Genomic DNA, 21,356 nt, shown 5'->3' with positions numbered 1-21,356 from the left:
TTGTTATTTAACTTTTTTCTTGTATTGTGGGGAGTACTTTATACTTTAGTTACTCTTCCTGTACTCTTTTTTCCTACACATGTAGTAACTATTTTTCTTGCCTTTTCAGTTAAGGTTGTATTTTACATGCTTCGTTTATTATGTGGTATTGAGTATGAAATTAGAGGGGTGGAAAACATTCCAAAGCAGCCCTTTATAGTAGCCTCTAAACACCAATCTCCGTTTGAGACATTTATTTTTATACTTTTATTTAGAAATGCAGTTTTTGTTTTAAAACGTGAACTAAAGTGGATCCCATTTGTTGGCTTACATCTCGTCGTGCTTGGAATGATTTTTATTAACCGCTTGGATGGTATCAGCTCTATACGCCATATTGTTAAGCTAGCAAAGGTACGTGTAAAAGAAAATAGGAGCATAATTATATTTCCTGAAGGTACCAGGACGCTTGCAAAGCAAAAGGTGAAGTATCAATCGGGTGTAGCTGCTTTATATAGTATATTATCTGTTCCTGTGTTACCAGTTGCTTTAAATACTGGTTTATTTTGGCCAAAGAGCATACTTTCTGTGAAAAAAAATCCTGGAAAGGCGATAATAGAGATATTGCCTTCAATATATCCGGGATTAAGCAGAGGTGAATTTTTAAAAAAATTAGAAAAAAATATTGAAGAAAAAAGTAGTGAATTGGCTGAAGGAAAACTGGTATTGCAAATTAGTGGAAAGTTTTTATAATGAGAAGGAAATATAGTGTTGTAGTTATTAATATATGGCAAATCATAAAAGTGCTAAAAAAATGGTGAAAGTGATAACAAAGCGCACTTTGATAAACAAAATGCGCAAAAGTAAAACTCGTACTGCTATTAGAAAATTAGTTGATATAATTAAATCTGGTAATAAAGAGAGTGTTATTCTAGCATTTCGAAACGCTGAGTCTAATTTGCATAAGTGTGTAAATAAAGGTGTTCTTCATAAGAAGACTGCTGCACGTAAGATAAGTCGCTTGAATGCGAGAGTAAAAGCATTGATGACTGTTTGATGCAATTAATCTAAGGTTAATTAAGGTTTTATGTGTACTTTTTGGTTTACGTGCTTTATATAAAGTTTGAGTAGCTTAAATTATGGATAAAAAGGCGTTATTAGAATTAAGCAATGGATTAAAAGTTGAGCTACCCATATTAAGCGGAACAATAGGTCCTGATGTATTAAATATTAAGGACTTATATAAGGTGACAGGACTATTTACTTATGATCCAGGGTTTATTTCCACATCTGCGTGTTCTTCTGCAATTACATTCATTGATGGGAATGAAGGAGTACTTAGGTATAGGGGGCATGATATAACTGATTTGGCAGAGAATAATGATTTTACTACTGTAATTTATTTATTACTCTATGGTAAGTTGCCCAGTCTAGAACAATATGAAATGTTTCTTCTAAAAATAAAAAGGTTGTCCAAAGTGCCAGAGCAGGTTATTGATGTGATTAAAGCGTTTCCAAAAACTGCTCATCCTATGTCAATTTTGATTGCATGTTTTGCAAGTTTGTCAGCATTGTACTATGAAGAGCATGGTACTAATATTAATAATAAAGACCTGGATTTTGGAATCTCTGCGATAGCACAAGTTCCTGCAATTGTTGCAATGATATATAGATATATCAACAATCAGACATTCATAGATGCTGATAGTGAATTAAACTATAGTGAAAATTTCTTAAGGATGATGTTTGGTGATACTTTTGATAGTAATAGAAGCACTCTTTTTGCAAGGGCTCTGGATAAAATATTTACTCTTCATGCTGACCATGAGCAAAATGCTTCTACGACAGCTGTTAGATTAGTAGGGTCAGCTGGTTCTAATCTATTAGCGAGTCTGTCTGCAGGGGTTGCTGCCCTTTGGGGGCCAGCACATGGTGGAGCTAATGAGGCAACTATAAGTATGTTAAAGGAAATAAGACAAAGTGGGGATATAGATAAATTTATTAAAAAAGCTAGAGATGATAAAGATCCATTTAGACTAATGGGATTTGGGCATCGTGTTTATAAAAACTACGATCCGCGTGCACGTATATTGAAAGACACTTGTGATGAGGTTTTAGATAAGCTCGAGCAGAATAATGAACTACTTGAGATTGCAAAGAAGCTTGGGGAAATAGCTTTAAAGGATGAGTATTTTGTTGTGCGTAAGTTATATCCTAATGTTGATTTTTACTCTGGTATAATAATGAATGCTATTAATATTCCTTCAAATATGTTCACGCCTATTTTTGCTCTTTCAAGAACCACTGGGTGGGTCGCTCAATGGTATGAAATGATGAGTGATAGAGAAACTAAGGTTTGTAGGCCGAGACAACTCTATATTGGTAAGTGAACCTGCATTCCTAATTTTAAGCGTTAATTGCCACAGATTTAATATATCCATTTAGGTACAGATCCATTTAGGTACAGGGAGCCTATAGTTCATTTATATATTTCTTAATTTCAGCTGCAATCTTATCAGATTGACTTTCATCTGAGTTTAGATCAGCTGTAAAGTGTGTGATGTATTTTCCCTTAGGGCCAATAAGATATATTATCGAAGAATGGTTAATCTCTTCTTCTCCGCCAGTTTTGCTAGCGTATACTTTATAACTTGTAATTACCTCATCTATTTTTTCTCTTTCACCAGTCAACATCTGTATTCTATAGTCAAATTGCTGCTGAAATTCTTTAAGCTTTTCTGTACTGTCACGTTCAGGGTCAACTGTTATGAAAAATGTTTGTAGCTTCTTATTAGTTTTCTCATCTAGTTTTGTAAGTACCTCTGAAATTATTCCAAGATTCATAGGGCAAACCTTTTTACATGAAGAGAACCCAAAGAAAATCATCATATACTTATCTTTAAAATCTTGACTGTGTATAATTTGATTGTCTTGGTTAATTAGAACAAAATCTCTTCCTATTTTAACTTCTGTGTTGTGGGTAGCTATTGAGGTAAATATGTATCTTTTGGTGAAATAACAATAACTAAGAAAAATGACTACTAATAATGCTATTAGCATAACAGGTAACAATCTTGTAAACTTGGTCATCAAAAACACCTTGAAAAAATAAGATTATATCTTATTAATTAATTTACTCAATATATTCTTTCCAAAGTGGGTTATTAATTTTATCTAACAGTTTTCTATGTTCATTAACTTCTTCATCACTTAATGAATGTTTCCTGTGAGCTAAATCACGCACTTTGTGATAAATAATTGCAGAGTTGTTATCTTGTTTATATTGATTATCAAATAAGAAAGTTTGTAACCCTCCTGTAAGCTCAACATAAACTTTTGCAAGCAGTTGAGCATCAATTAGTGCTCCGTGTAATTCTCTGTTCCCTAGCGATATATCAAATCGTTTGCATAATGCACTTAAAGATGCTGGTGATCCTACAAACTTTTTTCTTGCAAGTGGTAATGTATCTAGTACTCTGTTTAAGGAAATTGATCCGGCATTCAGTTTACTAAGTTCCATGTTAAGGAACTTGATATCGAATTCAGCATTATGGATTATTAAGATATCGCTAGATATAAAGTCAAGAAATTCAAGTACAATATCTGAAAATAATGGTTTATCTTCCAAAAATTCTTCGCTAATGCCATGAATCTTAAATGAATGATAAGGTATATTCCTTTCTGGATTAAGGTACTGATGGAATACTTTACCTGTTGGGACGCGGTTAATCAATTCTATACATCCTATTTCGATAATCCGGTGACCAAATTCAATATCAAGGCCAGTAGTTTCAGTATCAAGTACTATTTCACGCAGCTTACTTTTCATGATCGATTTTAAACAGGGCTAACACTGTTTACCATTGGTTATTGGTTTTTTATCATCATTGTCTTTATTGTAGTTAATAGAAACAAGCAGCCAGCTTGGGTCTGATGAATTGATATTTTTTTTGAATTGCCATATATCCTCAACTTTATTGATCGTAGATGTGCTACCTGATATAATATTTCCTTTATCATCCTTAACAAAATTAATTTGCTCTGAAAGGAAATACACTGCAATAAACACTACATTTTTCACTAGTTTTATTTCTAAAATCTTTTGTGAAATAATAGAAACAATTATAGATTCGTGTGTTTCTTGGCGGTGTCTGATTTTCTCTGCAAAGTTGTTATATAAGCCTTTATCTAAAAGAGGTTTTAATTGAGATAGATTTCCTTGATTGAAGTATTTTATTATTAGCTCAAAAGCTATACTTGAACCTTCCATAAAATAGGAAATGGAAAAGTCTTTGTTTTTTTGTAGTATTTGTTTGTAAGCGGCTTTTATTAAGCTTTTGTTATTACTATTAATGTAGTCTTCAATGTTTTCTGTTATGTCTTCATTACTTTTGCCTACATCGAGTACATTAGTTAATTTTCTTAAATTTGGATTTGTTAACTTTCCTAAAGAGTTATATAACCGTGAAAAAATAAATGCTGCTAATAAAGCATATACTACAAGCTCTACCATAGTAACTCAACTCCTTAGAATGTAAAGTACCTGAACATTATGAATTGTTAATAAAATATGCTTATTCTATATCAACCTACGATTTAGATTTGCTATTCATTTACAAATGACTATATTGTAGAGGAAAATATTAAATACTTCAACTTGATTATGGAGCGTAAGAAATGTCACAACGCAAAATAAAGATTCATGGCCAATATATTAAGGATCTATCATTTGAAAATCCGAATTCACCATTTCTTTTTTTAAGAGAAGCTCCAAGTATTAATGTAATGGTTAATGTTAATTCAGTGAAGTTAGAAGGAACTGAAGGTAAAGAAGGAAATGGTGAAGAAAAATCTTTTCATGAGGTTACTTTGCATATAGAAGCTAAAGCAGTGGTGGAAGGTGAAAATATAAAAAATGGTGTTGCTTTCATTTGTGAAACAAAATACTGTGGTATTTTTTCAATAGAAAACTCTATGAAGCTAAATGTGGAAGAGATAAGGCAAACTCTGTTTATAGGTGGTCCTACTTTTCTTTTCCCTTTTGTCAGGGAAATAATTGCAAGGATTACAAGTAGTGGTGGATTTCCTGCTCTTATATTGGATCCTATAGATTTTGAAGCTATGTATAAGCAACAAAGTCAACACCAAACAGATAATGTGAGCAGTGAGAATTTTAATTGATATGGTCTATCCTTGTTGTTCCAATGTGAGAGAATTGTGCACAAGAAGCTAGAGGGCTTTGACGTTTTTGACAGGTAGAGCTTAGTGTTCCAGTTGCAGTATAACTTAATGCTTGAGTTTATAAAGTAATTGACGATGTTAATTTTCTAATTTATAAGTAGTTTTTTGAGATAGTTATGAATGGAGGTATAGAGTTTGATCGAGGTATCAGTTCATTATGGTGATGTAAGTAGAGCTTTTCCAATATTAAAAAAAACAATTCAAAAGGAAGGAAGAGGGGTAAAAATAAAAAAACAATATCATGAAAAGAAATCGGAAATAAGAGCTAAGAAGAAGGCTGAAGTCAAAAAAAAGAGGCGCCAACAAGAGAGCAGAAGGCAACGGTATGGTTGGTAGTTTTTAATAATTTATGTTTATGTTGGTTATTTTATGAATGTTCATGAATATCAAGCAAAAGAGGTTTTACGTAAATTTAATGTTCCAGTATTAAGGGGTTTTGTTACTACATCTGCAGAAGGAATAGAAACTAGAATAAATCAATTAGAGTCTGATGTGCTTATAGTTAAAGCTCAGATTCATGCAGGTGGTAGAGGTAAAGCTGGTGGTGTAAGACTGGCAAAGTCAACTGAAGAAGCTCAACAGCTTGTGAGGGATATGCTTGGTATGACTTTGGTGACTTACCAAACGGGACCAAGTGGGCAGCAAGTAAAAAGGGTATACATTGAAGAGGGTTTGAATATTAAGAAAGAGTATTATTTAGGTTTAGTAATTGATTTAAAGCTCAGCAGGCCAACATTCATATTTTCTTCAGAAGGTGGAGTGGATATTGAAAAAGTTGCAAAAGATTCTCCTACGAAAATTGTAAAGCTCGATATTAATCCTGCTTCTGGTTTAGCAAGTTTTGATAGCAGAAAATTAAACAGTAGTTTTGATTTAAATCCAGAGCAAATAGAGAAAATAACAGATGTTGCAAAAAGTGTATATAATGCATTTATTACAACTGATGCAAGTCAAATAGAGATTAATCCACTAGCTGAAACAAATTCAGGTGATTTTATTGCACTTGATGCAAAAATTAATTTTGATGACAATGCTTTATATCGTCATCCAGAAATTGTACAACTACGTGATTATGATGAGGAAGTAAAAGAAGAAATAGAAGCTTCAAAGCATGGGCTTAGTTATATAAAGATGGGTGGTAATATTGGTTGCATGGTGAATGGTGCTGGTCTTGCTATGGCAACAATGGATATAATAAAGTACTATGGAGCAGAGCCTGCAAATTTTTTGGATATTGGTGGTGGAGCAAATAAGGAAGCTGTCACCAAGGCGTTTAGGATTATATTATCTGATAGTAATGTAAAAGGGATTTTAGTTAACATATTTGGTGGAATAATGCGTTGTGATGTTGTTGCAAGTGGAATTGTTGAAGCTGTAAAAGGAGTGAATATTGGAGTTCCTTTAGTGGTTAGGTTATCAGGTACTAATTTTAAAGAAGGAAAAGAAATCTTAGAGGGGTCAGGGTTAAGCATTATTGCTACAGATGAACTTGGTGAAGCTGCGCAGAAGATAGTAAAAGAGGTAAAATAAAGTATGTCTATTTTAGTAAATAAAGATACAAAATTAATATGCCAGGGTTTTACTGGTGCACAGGGTACATTCCACTCAGAGCAAGCAATAAGTTATGGAACAAAGATGGTTGGTGGTGTAACTCCTGGTAAAGGTGGAAGTACTCACCTAAATTTACCAGTTTTTAATACTGTAAGAGAAGCTAAAGAAAAAACTGGTGCGAATGCTACAGTAATATATGTACCTGCTAAGTTTGCTGCTGATGCGATACTTGAAGCAATAAGTGCAGAGATAGAGTTAATAGTTTGTATTACAGAGGGTATTCCTATACTTGATATGGTAAAAGTTAAATATAAGCTTATAGGTTCAAAAAGTCGGTTGATTGGTCCAAACTGTCCAGGGGTTATTACACCTGGAGAATGTAAAATAGGAATTATGCCGGGATATATCCACAAGCGTGGCCATATAGGAATTATATCTCGTTCTGGAACTTTAACTTATGAGGCGGTAGCACAAACGACTGCTATTGGCCTTGGTCAATCAACATGCGTCGGAATTGGAGGTGATCCTGTTCATGGCATGACATTTGTTAACTGTATGGAACTGTTTTTAAGAGATGAGGATACTCATGGAATTATAATTATTGGTGAAATAGGTGGAAATGAAGAGGAGGATGTATCATATTTTATAAAGACAGAGAAAACTAAAAAGCCAGTTGTTGGATTTGTAGCTGGTCAAACAGCGCCTCCAGGAAGACGCATGGGGCACGCTGGGGCTATTATTTCTTCTAGTAGTGGAAGTGCCGCTGCAAAGTTAGAGGTTATGAAAAGTGCAAGAATTGCAATTGCAGAAACTCCAGCGGTGATTGGTAAAAAGATTTTAGAGGTGATGCATCAAGTTTAAAGTATCGTTATAGAAACCCTACATTGCCAGCTACATATACATTATTTGTCCATTTAACTAATAAGTTTCCTCCTGGTAAACTTACTGAAGTTTGCTTAGTAGTTAAATACTTACGAAGTATAGATGCGACGAATGCTGCACAAGCTGCACTACTACATGAAGCAGTGTTACCTGCACCTCTTTCCCAGACTCTCAAAGCTATTTCTCCAGATTTTTTAATCTGTGCAATACTAACATTGGTTTTTTTTGGAAAGAATACATGGTTTTCCAATTTTGGTCCTAAGTTTAGTAATGGTATTGTATCTACATTATCAACAAAAAAAATTATGTGAGGGTTACCAATATTTACTGCGACTGGATCTTTTAGCATCTCGAGTTTTATAGGTAAATAAAGAGTGTTACATTCAATAGATAAAGGAATTTCATGCCATTTAAGTAAGGGCTTACCCATATTAACCTTTATGAATTTGTCACTGACTTTAAAACACTCTAAAATACGATTATTTACTAGCTCAATGGTAGCATACTCAGTATCTTTTTCTAACATTGTCAGATATCCAACGCAACGCGCTGCATTCCCACACATTTCAACTTTGCTACCGTCAGCATTATAAATGTGCATAAAGCAATCAGCTGTACTAGAGTCAGTGATGACTATTACTTGATCGCATCCGTTTTGGTTTGCGATTTCTCTATAGCTCCATTCTAAGTTATTTGTTACACGTGAGTCTATGATAACGAAGTTGTTACCAGTGCCGTGCATCTTGATATAGGAAGTTTTATCTGTTAAACTGCTTATCATTATAGTAAAGACTATATAAACAAAAATTTCTTTTCTGGTTGCAGCTGTTTTTATACACTGAAGTTTTTTGTAGTATGGATGTTGAATTAATATCAAGCAACAATAAAATTATCTTTCAGTTGGACTTAGGTTAAAAAGGAAAGAGGTAAGAAGTGTAAAATTGGCTTTATTTATCCTACTCTTGATAAATTTGAAACTACACGCAATATAACTTTTTCTTTTGGTAATATAGATTATATTGTTGGATATGGTTTCTAAAGATCTGGGAGTACTTAAAAATACTTTAGGTGTTTTTTAATCAATAAAAAATACTAGTAGTGCTGGTAATGCTCAACTGGTCTAGATTGAAGTAGAAGGAGAAGTAATAATAGTAAATATGATTTACAACTATACTAAGTTGAGGTTTTCAAAAATAAAAAAGCTTTAGCAATGCTTTGTAAGAAGGCTTAAAAAAAAACATCACGCTATTATTGATTCAATATCTTAGGAGGACTATTTGGCACTCAGCTCGATACTATTAGGTAAGCTACTGAGATGGAGTCTAAAATCATCTGTTTAGTTTTATAATCTTTACCAGAAGCATTCGCAAAGTTGACTAAGAAACAACTATAGTTTTGGTAGCAGTAGTTATACTGGTCTCAGTACTTTTAATGAACTGAACCAATTGGTAATTAAAATATTTTTTATTTACTATATGTACAAACCTTTTGCTTATACAAACTTAAAATTAAACTGGGAAAGATTTTCTTATCAAGATATATTCAGTTTTCCAATATGATAGAAATAGAGTAGAGTATTGGAGAGTAAAGGTAAGTTAAACCATGCGTGTGGGACCCATAAAAGTTTTTTAAGGGAAGTATAATATGTAAGTTATAAGATTTTTGTTGAAGGATTTGATGACATTGCTGTTCAAAAGTACTTAAATACTATCTGAAAATCTCTTCCCCATTCTTAATGAAGCAGTTGGCATTCTGCTCTTTATGACTTTTACTAAGCTATATAGAATAGCATAAATTATGAGTTTGAAAATAAGAAAAACCTACTTACCAAACAACTATATTTTATGGTGCTGAAGAAGAGTGATCAAGTTAGCTCAATGGCCACTCATCGTAAAAGAATATTTCCTCTATTGGCCTTCTTTTTTTTTCCTGAACTTCAGTGCCTTCTTCTTCGTAACCAACTGCTATTACTGATGTTATGTTGAAATCATTAGGTATATTGAATCTTTTTACTATCTTGTTTCTATCGAATCCGCCTACTTGATGTGCCATTAAGTTTGTCGATGCGGCCTGTAACATAAGCGCATAATTTGCTGCACCGGTGTCGTGCTTAGCCCAAAAATTTTTTCCTTTATCTAGCTTCCGGAAATTTTTAGCACTTAATGATATGATCAATACTTGTGCTTTTTTTGCCCACTTTTGATTAGATTCATCAAGGCAACTCAGTAATTTTTTCCATGAATTTTGATTACTTTGCTTATTACATATTATATATCTCCAAGGTTCATCACCAAAACATGAAGGAGAAAGCCGAGCTGCTTCTATTAAAGCATTGATCTTTTCTTGATTTACTACTTTATCTGGATCATATAAACACCCACTGTGTCTTATTTTCATCAATGCCAATAAATCTTGTGTATTCATCATTTCTATTTAAGTATATAAATTAATTTATTGTAACACAATGTAAGCAAAATTTGAATTGCAGAATTCTATAAATATAATTAGTATAAACGTGTTTTATTTTGATAGGCATGTTTATACACAACCTAGCAGTAAGTTAATATTAGTTAAAATTTTCTCTTGCGTTTTACTCTTATTTCTAATGAGTCAAATATGCATACCTCTTCATCCCGTACCTATCACACTGCAAAGTTTAGGAGTGATGTGCTCATTGGGCTCAGATTTGATCACAAAACAGCATTTTATTCTGTGCTTGTGTATATATTGCTTAGTGTGTCATGGTTTCCCATTTTTGTAGATTTTCCTGTTGATTATTTTACTCTTCTTGGGGCAATAGGTGGATATTTAATTGGCTTTTTAGCTGCTGTTATAGTAATGGTATGGTGGATAAATTGTTAAGTTCTAAGTGTAGATTGCTTATACGAAATTCTTTAAGCTGTTTAGTTGGTACAATTGTGATTTTTATGTGTGGTGTTGGTTGGCTTGCATTTATGTAGAGGTCTGAGACAGGCAATAGTGGTTGGGTGTTCTACTATTTATTTTGTGCCTGGTTTGGTGAAAATTTTTTCTACTTGTAGCAGCTCTGCAATATTTAAAAAAAATGATAAGACTTTGCTCTCATCACTTTATGTATGCTTTAGGTTTTAAAGGTACGGATATTCTTAGGGTTTTGTAGAAAATTATAGAAGAATAACAAATAAGGTAACTATTGACCAATAGTATCTAGTAAAATAGTTGAGTGATGTTTAAAGTGCCAGTACAAAATCAGACTAAAAAAGGTAAGTAATACTGTATAAGCTCAAAATTTTAGGGCTATTAGGTGGAGTACACATAGAAGTTTTGGAAATAAGAGTTAAAAAGACTTTGATCTGAAGTTATAGTAAAAAAGGTTAGAGAGGAAACGCCTTTTTGGTCTCCATTTAAGGTTTAGTGTGTTGATGAAAATATTAAATAGTAATTTATACTTTCTAACAGTATTAATATAGAATACTACTTCTTCTGATATTAAATTAATTGATTACTATTCTGGTTACTAAGATTTTTTTGTTAATTCTTTATTACTATTGTCGGTATTATCTTTTAGGTCTAGGCTTGTAATTGTTTGTCATTAATTTTAGTAAATTTTTTAGTTATTATCTATAAGACCTTTTATAAGAAGTTTAATAAATGCGCTTGATGGTGACGTATTATCTGTATATTAGATAGTATATCACTTCACTTACTATTGTTTTTCTGCTTCTTCTATGTTGGAAGGTATTATATTTTTTTTGTAACACCTTATTGTCTAGTGAATCGATGGTATTTTCCTTCTCTGTCTAAAACAGTGGTTACTATTCTTAATCTTGTGCTATTATTAGTAGTTTTAGGTTACACTGAGAAATGCTTCCAATATGCTTTAATGCTGCTGCCAGGAATTTCCTTATATGGTGTATATTGAAGTTCTACATTTATTAGCCTATTATTGATAATATATAAAGAAATTCATATTATTTATGAAATCTACTTTTGTTTTTTTTGAAGAAGTTTTTGTGTACAGAGTGATTTATGTTAGCTCATTTAGTTCTTTCTGCCATTTACAATTGTAAATTTCAAATTTTAGATCCCATTTCCTTTCTTCAATATAGGATAATGATGAAGGTGGTATGAAGATAGTCTAGTGCTGTTACAGAACTTCGCAAAGCAATCTTAGTAATTTCGTATGGTTTATCAATGTGGTTACTATATTTGGTAAAAGGATTATGATGTGTTACTGTTCTTAGTATCTTTGTAAATGTTTTTAAGGTTATTTAAAAGCTAAGTATTTTTCCTTAGCACTATCCTTAAAAGGTGTTCATTTGTTACTCATAGAAACCGCACAATAAATTTACAGGTAACCAGTATTATGATGAGAGTATTAGTTAATTTACTAATAAGGCAGTATACTCTATAATTAGAATACTAAATATTATTTATATTAAGTTGCTTCTTGCACTTAAGTAACTGACACTGGAAGGTTTAAACTACAATAAAACTTACTTTGGTATAAAATTACTTGCGTAAGATTTTGGTAACCTCCTAATGCTTTTTGGCATTTCAATTATATATTTAACGTTGCGTTTTTTTACGTAAGATATTGCTTGCTCGAGGGAACTAAACTTTAATATGATTTGCTTTTTTGGGTTTTTTGAGCCAACCCACCCCATTAGAGGCTCAATATAATAGAAATCTGGCTTAGTTTTTAGATACCAAAAGCGTGTATTGCCTAGACCAGATTGAGTTGCAGTTTTTGTTGGTTTGTAAATCTTTAAAACTACTTCATCATCAATATTCATAGTTTTTGTTAAGTAAACTAAAATATATACTTAAATAAACCGTTATACAAATGCAATTTTCTTTTATCATTAAAATGAGGACATAGAGATATAAGCTTTTACAAAAGCATAAACTAATGCTAGATTAAAAGTGTAAATACAAAAAAAAGGAATGAAGGAATGATTGAACTTAAAGGTCCAGAAATTTGTGCAAGCGGAAATAAGAAAAATTTGGTTGTTTGTTTGCATGGCTGGGGATCAAGCGGTGATAACTTTGTTCATCTTGCTAAAGTTATGAGCAAGTCTTTACCTGATTCATGTTTTATAGTACCAGATGCTCCATTTAAAAGAGAAATAGGTGACGGCTATCAGTGGTTTAGTTTAGAAGATTACAGTGAGGAAGTATTGTATAATGGGATAAAAAATGCTACGTTAATAGTAAATCATTTTATTGATACAAAATTGAGGGAATTTGGCTTAAAAGATATACAGCTTTCTTTAGTTGGATTTTCTCAAGGGGCAATGCTTGCTATACATACAGCCCTTGCCCGCCCTCAATCTTGCGCATCAGTTGTTGTATATTCTGGTAGGTTTCTCCTGCCTTCAAAAGTTATACCAAAGATCAAATCAAAACCTAATGTGTGTGTCATTCATGGTGACGCTGATGATATAGTGCCTTTTTCTTCTCTTAACTTGATGGTTGAAGCTCTAAAGAAAAGTGGGGTAAATGTTGAAGGATACCCAATTCATGCGTTAGGACATATTATCAACGAGGAGGGGATAAAGTTAGGTGTAGAGTTTATTAAGAAAAATTTTAAAAGCTAGTTTCCATGCGCTTGTTTTGCTTTGGGTATGGGTATGTAGCTAAATTTTTATCAAAAAATTTGCTAGGCTTAGGTTGGAAAATTAATGGTACTTCAAGAAATCAAGGCATACAAAGCATTAATCTCTTTGATTACGAGAAAATAAATAAAGATATATTTCAAAACGTAACACATATTTTAGTTTCCATTCCACCGGATGGTGATGACGTATTAGAGAGATATGGTCATTACTTTCAAGATATTAGATGGCTTGGGTATTTATCTGCAACTATTGTCTATGGTGATCATTTTGGTAATTGGGTTACAGAAGAATCTGAAACAAAACCTGTAGAAAGTAGAGGGAAAAGCCGCCTTAAATCTGAAAAGAAATGGCTAAATAGTAAGTTACCTGTGCATATTTTTCGTTTAGCTGGAATATATGGTCCTGGCAGAAACATGTTAGTTAACTTACGGCTTAATAAAGCAAGAAATGTACAAAGAGAAGGGCATCTTTTTTCTCGTATTCATGTTGAAGATATATCTAATATTCTATTTTCTTCTATGCAAAATATGAAACCTGGGGAAATATATAACTGTGCAGACGATTTACCTGCTACACAATCTGAAGTGATAACATACGCAGCTAAACTTCTAAACGTTAGCGTTCCAGAGCCGATAGAAGTTTCCTCTTTACCAGATTATGCACAAAGTTTTTACTTAGGGTCAAAAAAAGTGAGTAATGTTAAAATTAAAAAAGATCTTAGTATTTCTCTAATTTACCCTAATTATAAAGTAGGGTTGGAGAGTTTATATATTGAAGAGCTGAAGTTGCATACAATGGAATAAATAAGCCTAGAGAGGTTACGTCTAAGTAATTGATACTGATTGTCATAATTTCCTATGAAAGGTCACTTTCTGTATGAAGTAGTTACTTTATGCTTCACTAACTCAAAAAGCTCCTGGAGCCTAACACTTGGACTTGAGATAGTATCTGTTGGACTACAAAGTATGAGTGCTTAAAAAAATTTATTAAACGAAGAAAAAAAGTAAAAGAAGAGCTTTAGTGGCTAATTATTTGTTCTTACTCTTAATCCTGTACTATTTTTTGTGTTATCTTAAGTGCTTTATAAGTGTATGTTTAGCTTATATAGAAGACTTAGAAGGGTTAGCATAAGGTACATACGGTAAAAAAAGAGTTGAAGATTATTAAGGAGTTTTATTGTACATTGGGTAAGCTTTTGTTTCTATGAAATTGTATCCTTATAGATAAATCAATGGTATTCTCTTATTACTGGCTTGAAGTTTTTTATGTTTATACACTTGCGTGTTCACAGTATTTATTCGTTGCTTGAGAGTTCAGTTAAAATTGAGGAACTTATCGATCTTTGCTTACAATATAGGATGCCAGCAGTTGCAGTTACTGATTCAGGTAACTTATTTGGTTCGCTTGAATTTGCAGAATATGCGGCAAGTATGGGTATACAACTAATAGTAGGATGTGATATTATAATTCGGCACTTAGAACAAAATTTACCTATATTGGTGCTTGCAAAAAGTGAGCAAGGTTATGCCAATTTAGTCACTTTGGTAAGTGAGTCTTTTAGAAAGCGCGAAAGCAGCAATGATGTTCCTTATGTTGATTTTGCTGAGCTGTTAGGTTTAAGTTCAGGTCTGATCACTTTGACCGGTGGATATGATGGGATATTATCTCAACTGTTATTGAGACAAGATAGGGAAGCAGTAAAAAGGCTGCTTTCAGCATTTAATGGTCGTTTATATGTTGAATTGCAGCGTCATGGACTTAGTAAAAAATTGGAACTTGAAGGAACTTTGATAAGCTTTGCTTACCAGCACAATATACCACTTGTTGCAACGAATGACGTGTTTTTTTTAAATAAGTCTGACTATGAAGCTTATGATATATTAACGTGTATATCAGAGGGAAGTTATTCTCTTAAGAAGAATAGAAAAAAAGCAACCACTGAGCATTATTTTAAGTCTGTGGTGGAAATGAAGAAGTTATTTAGTGATATTCCTGAAGCAATTCATAATACTTTAGTAGTAGCTAGACGGTGTTCTTACATGCCAAGAAGTAGACAGCCTATTTTGCCTAAGTTTCCTTGTCGAGAGAATAAAACTGAGAATGAAGAACTGAGGGAGCAAGCGATTACAGGTTTGAAGTTGCGTATTGCAAATAGAATAGATATAAACCTTGAACAGTACTACGATCGGCTAAATTATGAACTGAACGTGATAACTTCAATGAATTATTCTGGATACTTTTTGATAGTTTCTGATTTTATCCGCTGGAGTAAAGCAAATGGCATTCCAGTTGGTCCAGGAAGAGGTTCTGGTGCTGGATCAATTGTTGCTTGGGCGCTGCAGATTACAGACCTTGATCCAACAAAATTTGGTCTGATTTTTGAAAGGTTTTTAAACCCTGATCGTGTGTCAATGCCTGACTTTGATATTGATTTCTGCCAAGAAAAGAGGGACTTAGTTATTGATTATGTTCGAAAGAAGTACGGTTATGTTGCTCAAATAATTACCTTTGGAAAATTACAGGCAAGGGCTGTGCTACGAGATGTTGGAAGAGTATTACAGATGCCTTATGCTCAGGTAGATAAAATATCTAAGATGGTTCCATTTAATCCGGTAAATCCTGTGACTCTGTCACAAGCAATAAAGCTTGATCAAAATCTGCAGAAAGAACGAGATAGTGATGAGGTGATTGCAAAGCTCCTTAATGTCTCTCTTAAGCTTGAGGGAATATATCGTCATGTTTCGACTCATGCTGCCGGGATTGTCATATGTGATCGGAAATTGGAAAACTTTGTTCCTGTTTATTATGATCCAAATTCGCCTCTGCCAATAACTCAGTATAGCATGAAATATGTAGAGAAAGCTGGACTAATAAAGTTTGATTTTCTTGGTCTTGGCACGCTGACGCTAATAGATCATGTGTGCCGTTTAATTGATCGTGATGGAAAAAAAATTGATATTTCTTCAGTTTCTTTGAATGATCATAGAACCTATAAAATGCTCTCAAGAGGTGATGCGATTGGAGTGTTCCAGCTTGAAAGTTCTGGGATGAGAGAGTCTTTAATCAAGTTAAAACCAGATTGTATCGAAGATATTATCGCTTTGATCTCCCTTTATCGCCCAGGGCCTATGGATAACATTCCGACTTATATTGCAAGAAAACACGGACTTGAAAAACCAGATTATATCCATCCATTACTTGAGGGAGTATTAAAAGAAACATTTGGAGTAATAATTTATCAAGAGCAGGTAATGGAAATAGCACGTATTCTATCTGGATACAGCCTAGCTGAGGCAGATCTACTAAGGCGTGCTATGGGTAAGAAAATCAAGGAAGAGATGGGTAAACAACGTGAACTTTTTATCCAAGGAGCAATGAAAAATGGTGTTGATTATAATAGAGCAAGTTATATTTTTGATCTTGTTGCGAAATTTGCTGGTTATGGATTTAATAAATCTCATGCAGCTGCATATGCAGTGATATCTTATCAAACGGCTTACCTTAAGGCCAACTATCCGTTGGAGTTTTTTACAGCCTTGATGAATTTAAATATCGGTGATAGGGATAAACTGAATTTGTTTTATCATACTGCAAAGCTTTGTGGAATTATTGTTCTTCCACCTGACGTAAATAAGTCTCAAGCTCTATTTTCAATAGAAGGTAAACATATACGCTATGGTATTGCTGCTTTGCGTAATGTTGGTTTCTCTATAGCAGAAGGAATAGTAGGCACAAATTCTGGCACTTATCAGAATATATGGGAATTTATTCAAGATTCTGGGCATGTGATAAATAAAAGAGCTCTAGAAAGCCTAATTAAGGCTGGGGTATTTGATAGTGTACATCAAAACAGAAAGCAGTTGTATGAGTCAATAGATACATTGATTTACTTTGCAAATAAAAATAGACAAAATAAGGAGTCAAACCAAACTGGTTTATTTAATAATCTTGATGTCCTAAAGCCGAAGCTTGAGGATACGAAAGATTTTAATGAAGAAGAGAAACTAGAGCATGAGTTATTTTCGCTAGGATTTTACTTAACTAATCATCCACTTAAAAAATTTAGAACTCTTTTAAAAAAATTAAACATTGGATTTGTTGGAGAGAATAGAACGACAAAAACTGCTGGTGTAGTATTAAACGTGCGTATGAGAACCTCAGAGCGTGGAAGGTTTGTTATACTCACACTTTCTGATCCATATAATATTTCTGAAATAGCATTTTACAATAATAAAATAATAGAAGGGAAAAGAAATCTATTTTTACCTGGAACATTTGTTATAATTGACCTTGAAACTTCAGAAAGTACTACAAGATTAGCAGGGAAGGGTATATCTGAATTTACAGATGGAATCACTTCTATAATTGAGAGGTTAGTCTTAACTGGGCATGAAGGCTCGCAAAAAATTGCTAAGGAGCTAAATTCAGTGTTAAAAAATGGAGGCAGAACCAAGATAATGTTGAAACTCTTCTGTGGAAAGTATAAGGTAAGTATCTTGTTGCCGGATACATATTCAATTACCCCTCAAATTGCTTGTGAAATATCTAATTTAAGCTGGGTTAAAGGTATGGAGATTAATACAAATAGCTTGCTTATATGAAAAATCCTTGTATAATGGAAAATTTGATCGGCATCAAGGAAGGAAAATATAGTGAGTCTTTATGAATTTACTTTTGTAGTACAGCAGGGTTTGTTACAGCAGGAAGTAGAAGAGATGGTCCAGGAACTAGCTGTTTTGTTAAAAAGTATTAAAAGGGATATTATTTTTAGAAAAGTAAGAAACTTTTTGGAGAATAACAAGTTTATAAAGCGAGAATTGGAAATACAGTCTAATGCTATTCAAGAGAGTTTAGTTGATTGTTCCAATTTTTTGGAAAATCTTGTAAAAATTTTGTGGATTGAGCTTGCAGGAGATCTTTCAAATTTGAGAGAGGTTAAATTAAAGATTGGTAAGGAGTTAAAAAACGGATTAAAAGGTTTAAGGGTTACGCAAAATTTTATGAAGCTCTCGGAGAATAGCAAGCAGTCTGCTAAGAGTGTTTTTATTCGTAATGTAGTGAACACTTTAAAAGAAAACATTTCGGAGAATTTGGTAAAGGTTTTTCAAGAGACTTTAAAAGATTGTGAAATAACAAACTTGGATAAGTTAGGTAAAACATTAGAAATTCTTTTGGAAAATATTGAAGCTCCAGGATTGATAAAATATGAATATTGGGGCTTACTAGATTTTGCATATCCGATAAATAAGATGAAGAGTGGTCATTACTGTATGATGTGTATAGACTCTACTTCAAGTGTTATGAGCGAATTTATACGTAGAATAAAGCTTAATGAAAATGTTATTCGCTACTTATCTGTACAGGTTGATAAATTTTCTGAAGGTAAGTCTTATATGATGAATAAACAAGTTGAGGAGCAAAGTGCATAATGGTAAAGAAACGAAATAGTTTTAATGATTCTTATGTATCTGTGAATAATAGGACTGGATTTAGGCGTTCTAAAATTTGTCCTCTTGCTACATCTAAAGATGAGGATATAGATTATAAAAATACAGATTTGTTATCTAAATTTACTTCTGACTACGGTAGAATATTACCTAGAAGATTAACGGGTGTATGTGCAAGAAAACAAAGAAAATTACGTTTAGCAATTATAAGGGCACGTTTTTTGGGTCTTGTTCCCTATTGTACTAAAAAAGTTTAGGTGATTTATGTTAGTGATTTTAAAGGAAGGTATAAAAACACTCGGTAAATTAGGCGAGATTGTAAAAGTGAAGCCTGGCTACGCACGTAATTTTCTTTTTCCGCAAAAGAAGGCAATTAAAGCTACTAAGGAAAACATAGCAAAACTAGAGGAGCAACGTTTCTTTTTAGAAGAAGAAAATATAAGAAAATTAGATTTAGCAAAAGAGCTAGCAGCATCTCTTGTTGATAAGTTTGTAATTTTAGTAAAGCAAGCTTCTGAAGATGGTAAAATTTTTGGTTCTATAACAGCGAGAGAGGTTGCAAGGTCCTTGCAAGAACATGAGATTGATTACCGTAGAATATCTTTTAATGGAGTAAGGATAAGAAATTTAGGTGAGTACCAAGTGAATATAGAGCTTCATAGTGAAATAGTGGTGCCAATCGCTGTGTATGTTGTTAGATCAGAAATAGATGCGTATAAATTAAGGCAAGTAAAATTGCAAAGCCAAAAGCTGCAACAACAAGAGGTTGAACAGGGTTTAGGTAAAGAGACTGCTAATAGTGATAAAGTTAATCAGAGATGATTTTTGATCATAGCCGCAGGGAAATGTTTTTTATAGATAAATTAGTGTTATTCCAACTTGTGGTGTTGGTTTTTTATATACTCAGAAGTAAAACAGAGGACGTTTAATGATTCCTCGCTACAGTCATGGAGAAGTGTCTGCTATCTGGGAGGAAAACAATAAGTTTAATATATGGCTAAAAATAGAAAAACTAGCATGTGAAGCTCAAGCAAAGCTAGGAGTGATTCCAAATGATGTTGCTGAAAAGCTTTCTGGTGCTATTAAATTTGATGTTGAACGTATTAATGAGATTGAATCCTCTGTAAAACACGATGTTATAGCTTTTTTAACTTATATTGCTGAAAAAGTAGGAGTTAATGTTCGTTATCTCCATTACGGTATGACAAGTTCTGATGTGTTAGACACATGTCTTGCTGTACAGATGAAAGAATCGTGTGATATTTTGCTCAAGAATTTACAAAATTTACTTGCAGCATTGAAGAAAAAAGCTGAGGACTATAAAGATATTATGTGTGTTGGACGTAGTCATGGAATGCACGCAGAGCCAACGACACTTGGGTTAAAATTTGCCAGGTTTTATGCAGAGTTTAGGCGTAGCTATCAAAGGCTAGTTAATGTTCAAAGAGAAATTTCAACTTGTAAAATATCAGGTGTAATGGGAAATTTTGCAAATATTGATCCATTTGTTGAAGAATATGTAGCGAAGAAAATGGGACTTATAGCTGAAACTGTGTCATCTCAAGTAATTCCTCGTGATAGACATGCTATGTTCTTCTCAGTTTTAGGGGTGATTGCAAGCTCAATGGAGAATATTGCTATTGAAATTCGTCATTTGCAAAGGACTGAAATTGGAGAAATTTCCGAGTATTTTTCCATTGGGCAAAAAGGTAGTTCTGCTATGCCACACAAGTGTAATCCTATTTTAAGTGAGAATCTAACTGGACTTTCACGTTTAATACGCAGTTATATGTTTCCTGCGTTAGAAAATGTTGCGTTGTGGCATGAACGAGATATATCGCATTCGTCTGTGGAAAGATGCATTGCTCCTGATGCTTGTATATTAATGGATTTCGCTTTAGTGCGATTAGCAGATTTAGTAAATAAATTAGTGATTAATAAAGAAAATATTAAAAAGAATTTAAACTCTTCAAAAGGTTTAATTTTTTCACAACGTGTATTGCTTGAATTAGTACAGAGTGGTTTAACAAGAGAAAAAGCATATGAAATTGTTCAAAGTAATGCAATGAAAGTGAAAGGAGATGATAATGACTTTCTATCTGAGTTGAAACAAGATAAGTCTTTACTTAAAGTTATTAACTCTGAAAAGCTGGAATCTCTGTTTAACTTAGAGTATTATACAAAATATGTAGATTATATGTATAGTAAAGTTTTTGATTGGGCTGAGTAGCTCAATTGGTAGAGCAGGAGGATCATAACCTCTTGGTTGTGGGTTCAAGTCCCTCCTCAGCCACCAGTTGTATTTTATGAGCTTCCTTCCATATTAGTCCTAATATAGCATAAATTTTGCTGCAATGTTCTGTTTTAACCTTGTATAGATATAACGTTAACTCTATAGAGTAGCTAGTAAAGAAAGTGTCAAGAATGGCTACATCATTATTTAAGTAATGAGTTCTCTATATTAAAGGACTAATTCTGGTTCATTAAAAAAAGTAAGGAAATTTATGGTAATTTTCTGCTTTAAGTAGGATAAGGCCCTTCTTAATTAAAGAATTTTCTTATGGAAAGCGTTCTTGATTTTTTCTAAGTAAGTCTTAATAAGGGAATATAATACTTGTAAGTTCATCCAACATTTTTCTCACCCCAACTAATAAACGAA

21 protein-coding genes and 1 tRNA gene are annotated in these 21,356 nt (G+C 33.0%); 16 read left to right on the top strand and 6 right to left on the bottom strand.

Annotated features, from left to right (window positions below; all coding sequences use genetic code 11):
* The first annotated feature begins 126 nt into the window (after nt 1-126).
* The 3 genes from GOY12_RS02100 (at nt 127) to GOY12_RS02090 (ending at nt 2,366) form a co-directional block, all read left to right on the top strand.
* Nucleotides 127-729, top strand: a complete 603-nt coding sequence (locus GOY12_RS02100; RefSeq protein WP_175818421.1) for a lysophospholipid acyltransferase family protein — start codon at nt 127-129, stop codon at nt 727-729.
* Nucleotides 730-763: 34 nt separating this feature from the next.
* On the top strand, nt 764-1,033 hold the full coding sequence (gene rpsT, locus GOY12_RS02095; RefSeq protein WP_175818420.1) for a 30S ribosomal protein S20: 270 nt from the start codon (nt 764-766) through the stop codon (nt 1,031-1,033).
* Nucleotides 1,034-1,115: 82 nt separating this feature from the next.
* The gene (locus GOY12_RS02090) at nt 1,116-2,366 is read left to right on the top strand and encodes a citrate synthase (protein ID WP_175818419.1); all 1,251 of its coding nucleotides are present in this window, start codon (nt 1,116-1,118) and stop codon (nt 2,364-2,366) included.
* An 82-nt stretch (nt 2,367-2,448) separates the two neighbouring features.
* Here the strand turns inward: GOY12_RS02090 and GOY12_RS02085 are convergent, their stop codons facing one another.
* The 3 genes from GOY12_RS02085 to GOY12_RS02075 are packed head-to-tail and all read right to left on the bottom strand — an operon-like array spanning nt 2,449 to nt 4,489.
* Nucleotides 2,449-3,066 carry an SCO family protein gene (locus GOY12_RS02085; RefSeq protein WP_175818418.1) on the bottom strand — a complete coding sequence of 206 codons (618 nt, stop codon included), beginning with the start codon at nt 3,064-3,066 and terminating at the stop codon, nt 2,449-2,451.
* Between the two features lie 43 nt (nt 3,067-3,109).
* A complete protein-coding gene (gene dnaQ / locus GOY12_RS02080) occupies nt 3,110-3,805 on the bottom strand; it encodes a DNA polymerase III subunit epsilon (protein ID WP_175818417.1) in 696 nt (231 codons plus the stop codon).
* An 18-nt stretch (nt 3,806-3,823) separates the two neighbouring features.
* Entirely contained in the window at nt 3,824-4,489 is a 666-nt protein-coding gene (locus tag GOY12_RS02075) for a Tim44/TimA family putative adaptor protein (RefSeq protein ID WP_175818416.1), read from the bottom strand.
* 164 nt (nt 4,490-4,653) lie between these two features.
* Here GOY12_RS02075 and secB point away from each other — a divergent pair, with 164 nt between their 5' ends.
* From secB to sucD, 4 genes are all read left to right on the top strand, one after another.
* Nucleotides 4,654-5,157 (top strand): protein-export chaperone SecB, encoded by a 504-nt coding sequence (gene secB / locus GOY12_RS02070; RefSeq protein ID WP_175818415.1) that lies wholly within the window; start codon nt 4,654-4,656, stop codon nt 5,155-5,157.
* Between the two features lie 195 nt (nt 5,158-5,352).
* Nucleotides 5,353-5,553 (top strand): 30S ribosomal protein S21, encoded by a 201-nt coding sequence (locus GOY12_RS02065; protein WP_175818414.1) that lies wholly within the window; start codon nt 5,353-5,355, stop codon nt 5,551-5,553.
* A gap of 33 nt (nt 5,554-5,586) precedes the next feature.
* A complete protein-coding gene (sucC, locus tag GOY12_RS02060) occupies nt 5,587-6,747 on the top strand; it encodes an ADP-forming succinate--CoA ligase subunit beta (RefSeq protein ID WP_175818413.1) in 1,161 nt (386 codons plus the stop codon).
* A gap of 3 nt (nt 6,748-6,750) precedes the next feature.
* The gene (sucD, locus tag GOY12_RS02055; protein ID WP_175818412.1) at nt 6,751-7,629 is read left to right on the top strand and encodes a succinate--CoA ligase subunit alpha; all 879 of its coding nucleotides are present in this window, start codon (nt 6,751-6,753) and stop codon (nt 7,627-7,629) included.
* 7 nt (nt 7,630-7,636) lie between these two features.
* On the opposite strand, the gene dapF is transcribed toward sucD, so the two are convergent.
* Nucleotides 7,637-8,431: a diaminopimelate epimerase gene (gene dapF / locus GOY12_RS02050; protein ID WP_175818411.1), complete on the bottom strand. Its 795-nt coding sequence runs from the start codon at nt 8,429-8,431 to the stop codon at nt 7,637-7,639.
* A 1,088-nt stretch (nt 8,432-9,519) separates the two neighbouring features.
* Complete coding sequence (locus GOY12_RS02045) at nt 9,520-10,077, bottom strand: nitroreductase family protein (protein WP_175818410.1); 558 nt, start codon at nt 10,075-10,077, stop codon at nt 9,520-9,522.
* Between the two features lie 240 nt (nt 10,078-10,317).
* Between GOY12_RS02045 and GOY12_RS03705 the strand changes: the two genes are divergently transcribed.
* The gene (locus GOY12_RS03705; RefSeq protein ID WP_246214347.1) at nt 10,318-10,512 is read left to right on the top strand and encodes a biotin transporter BioY; all 195 of its coding nucleotides are present in this window, start codon (nt 10,318-10,320) and stop codon (nt 10,510-10,512) included.
* A gap of 1,613 nt (nt 10,513-12,125) precedes the next feature.
* On the opposite strand, the gene GOY12_RS02035 is transcribed toward GOY12_RS03705, so the two are convergent.
* Entirely contained in the window at nt 12,126-12,425 is a 300-nt protein-coding gene (locus GOY12_RS02035) for an NADH dehydrogenase ubiquinone Fe-S protein 4 (protein WP_175818409.1), read from the bottom strand.
* Between the two features lie 159 nt (nt 12,426-12,584).
* Here GOY12_RS02035 and GOY12_RS02030 point away from each other — a divergent pair, with 159 nt between their 5' ends.
* From GOY12_RS02030 to GOY12_RS01995, 8 genes are all read left to right on the top strand, one after another.
* Nucleotides 12,585-13,229, top strand: coding sequence for an alpha/beta hydrolase (locus GOY12_RS02030; RefSeq protein ID WP_175818408.1), 645 nt, complete (start codon nt 12,585-12,587; stop codon nt 13,227-13,229).
* A gap of 5 nt (nt 13,230-13,234) precedes the next feature.
* Complete coding sequence (locus GOY12_RS02025; RefSeq protein WP_175818407.1) at nt 13,235-14,053, top strand: SDR family oxidoreductase; 819 nt, start codon at nt 13,235-13,237, stop codon at nt 14,051-14,053.
* A gap of 462 nt (nt 14,054-14,515) precedes the next feature.
* Nucleotides 14,516-17,851 carry a DNA polymerase III subunit alpha gene (dnaE, locus tag GOY12_RS02020; protein WP_175818406.1) on the top strand — a complete coding sequence of 1,112 codons (3,336 nt, stop codon included), beginning with the start codon at nt 14,516-14,518 and terminating at the stop codon, nt 17,849-17,851.
* Between the two features lie 489 nt (nt 17,852-18,340).
* The gene (gene rpsF, locus GOY12_RS03780) at nt 18,341-18,679 is read left to right on the top strand and encodes a 30S ribosomal protein S6 (protein WP_410543531.1); all 339 of its coding nucleotides are present in this window, start codon (nt 18,341-18,343) and stop codon (nt 18,677-18,679) included.
* Nucleotides 18,679-18,954: a 30S ribosomal protein S18 gene (gene rpsR, locus GOY12_RS02010; protein WP_175818404.1), complete on the top strand. Its 276-nt coding sequence runs from the start codon at nt 18,679-18,681 to the stop codon at nt 18,952-18,954. Before rpsF ends, rpsR begins: the two co-directional genes overlap by 1 nt.
* A 7-nt stretch (nt 18,955-18,961) precedes the next feature.
* A complete protein-coding gene (gene rplI, locus GOY12_RS02005) occupies nt 18,962-19,519 on the top strand; it encodes a 50S ribosomal protein L9 (RefSeq protein ID WP_175818403.1) in 558 nt (185 codons plus the stop codon).
* Between the two features lie 106 nt (nt 19,520-19,625).
* A complete protein-coding gene (gene purB, locus GOY12_RS02000) occupies nt 19,626-20,927 on the top strand; it encodes an adenylosuccinate lyase (protein ID WP_175818402.1) in 1,302 nt (433 codons plus the stop codon).
* Nucleotides 20,918-20,993: transfer RNA gene (locus tag GOY12_RS01995), tRNA-Met, on the top strand. The genes purB and GOY12_RS01995 overlap by 10 nt, the downstream gene beginning before the upstream one ends.
* Nucleotides 20,994-21,356: the final 363 nt, after the last annotated feature.

Source organism: Wolbachia endosymbiont of Dirofilaria (Dirofilaria) immitis (assembly GCF_013365455.1).
GTDB lineage: Bacteria > Pseudomonadota > Alphaproteobacteria > Rickettsiales > Anaplasmataceae > Wolbachia.
The sequence above is the reverse complement of the archived record's forward strand: the minus strand, read 5'-3'. Positions and strand labels throughout refer to the sequence as shown.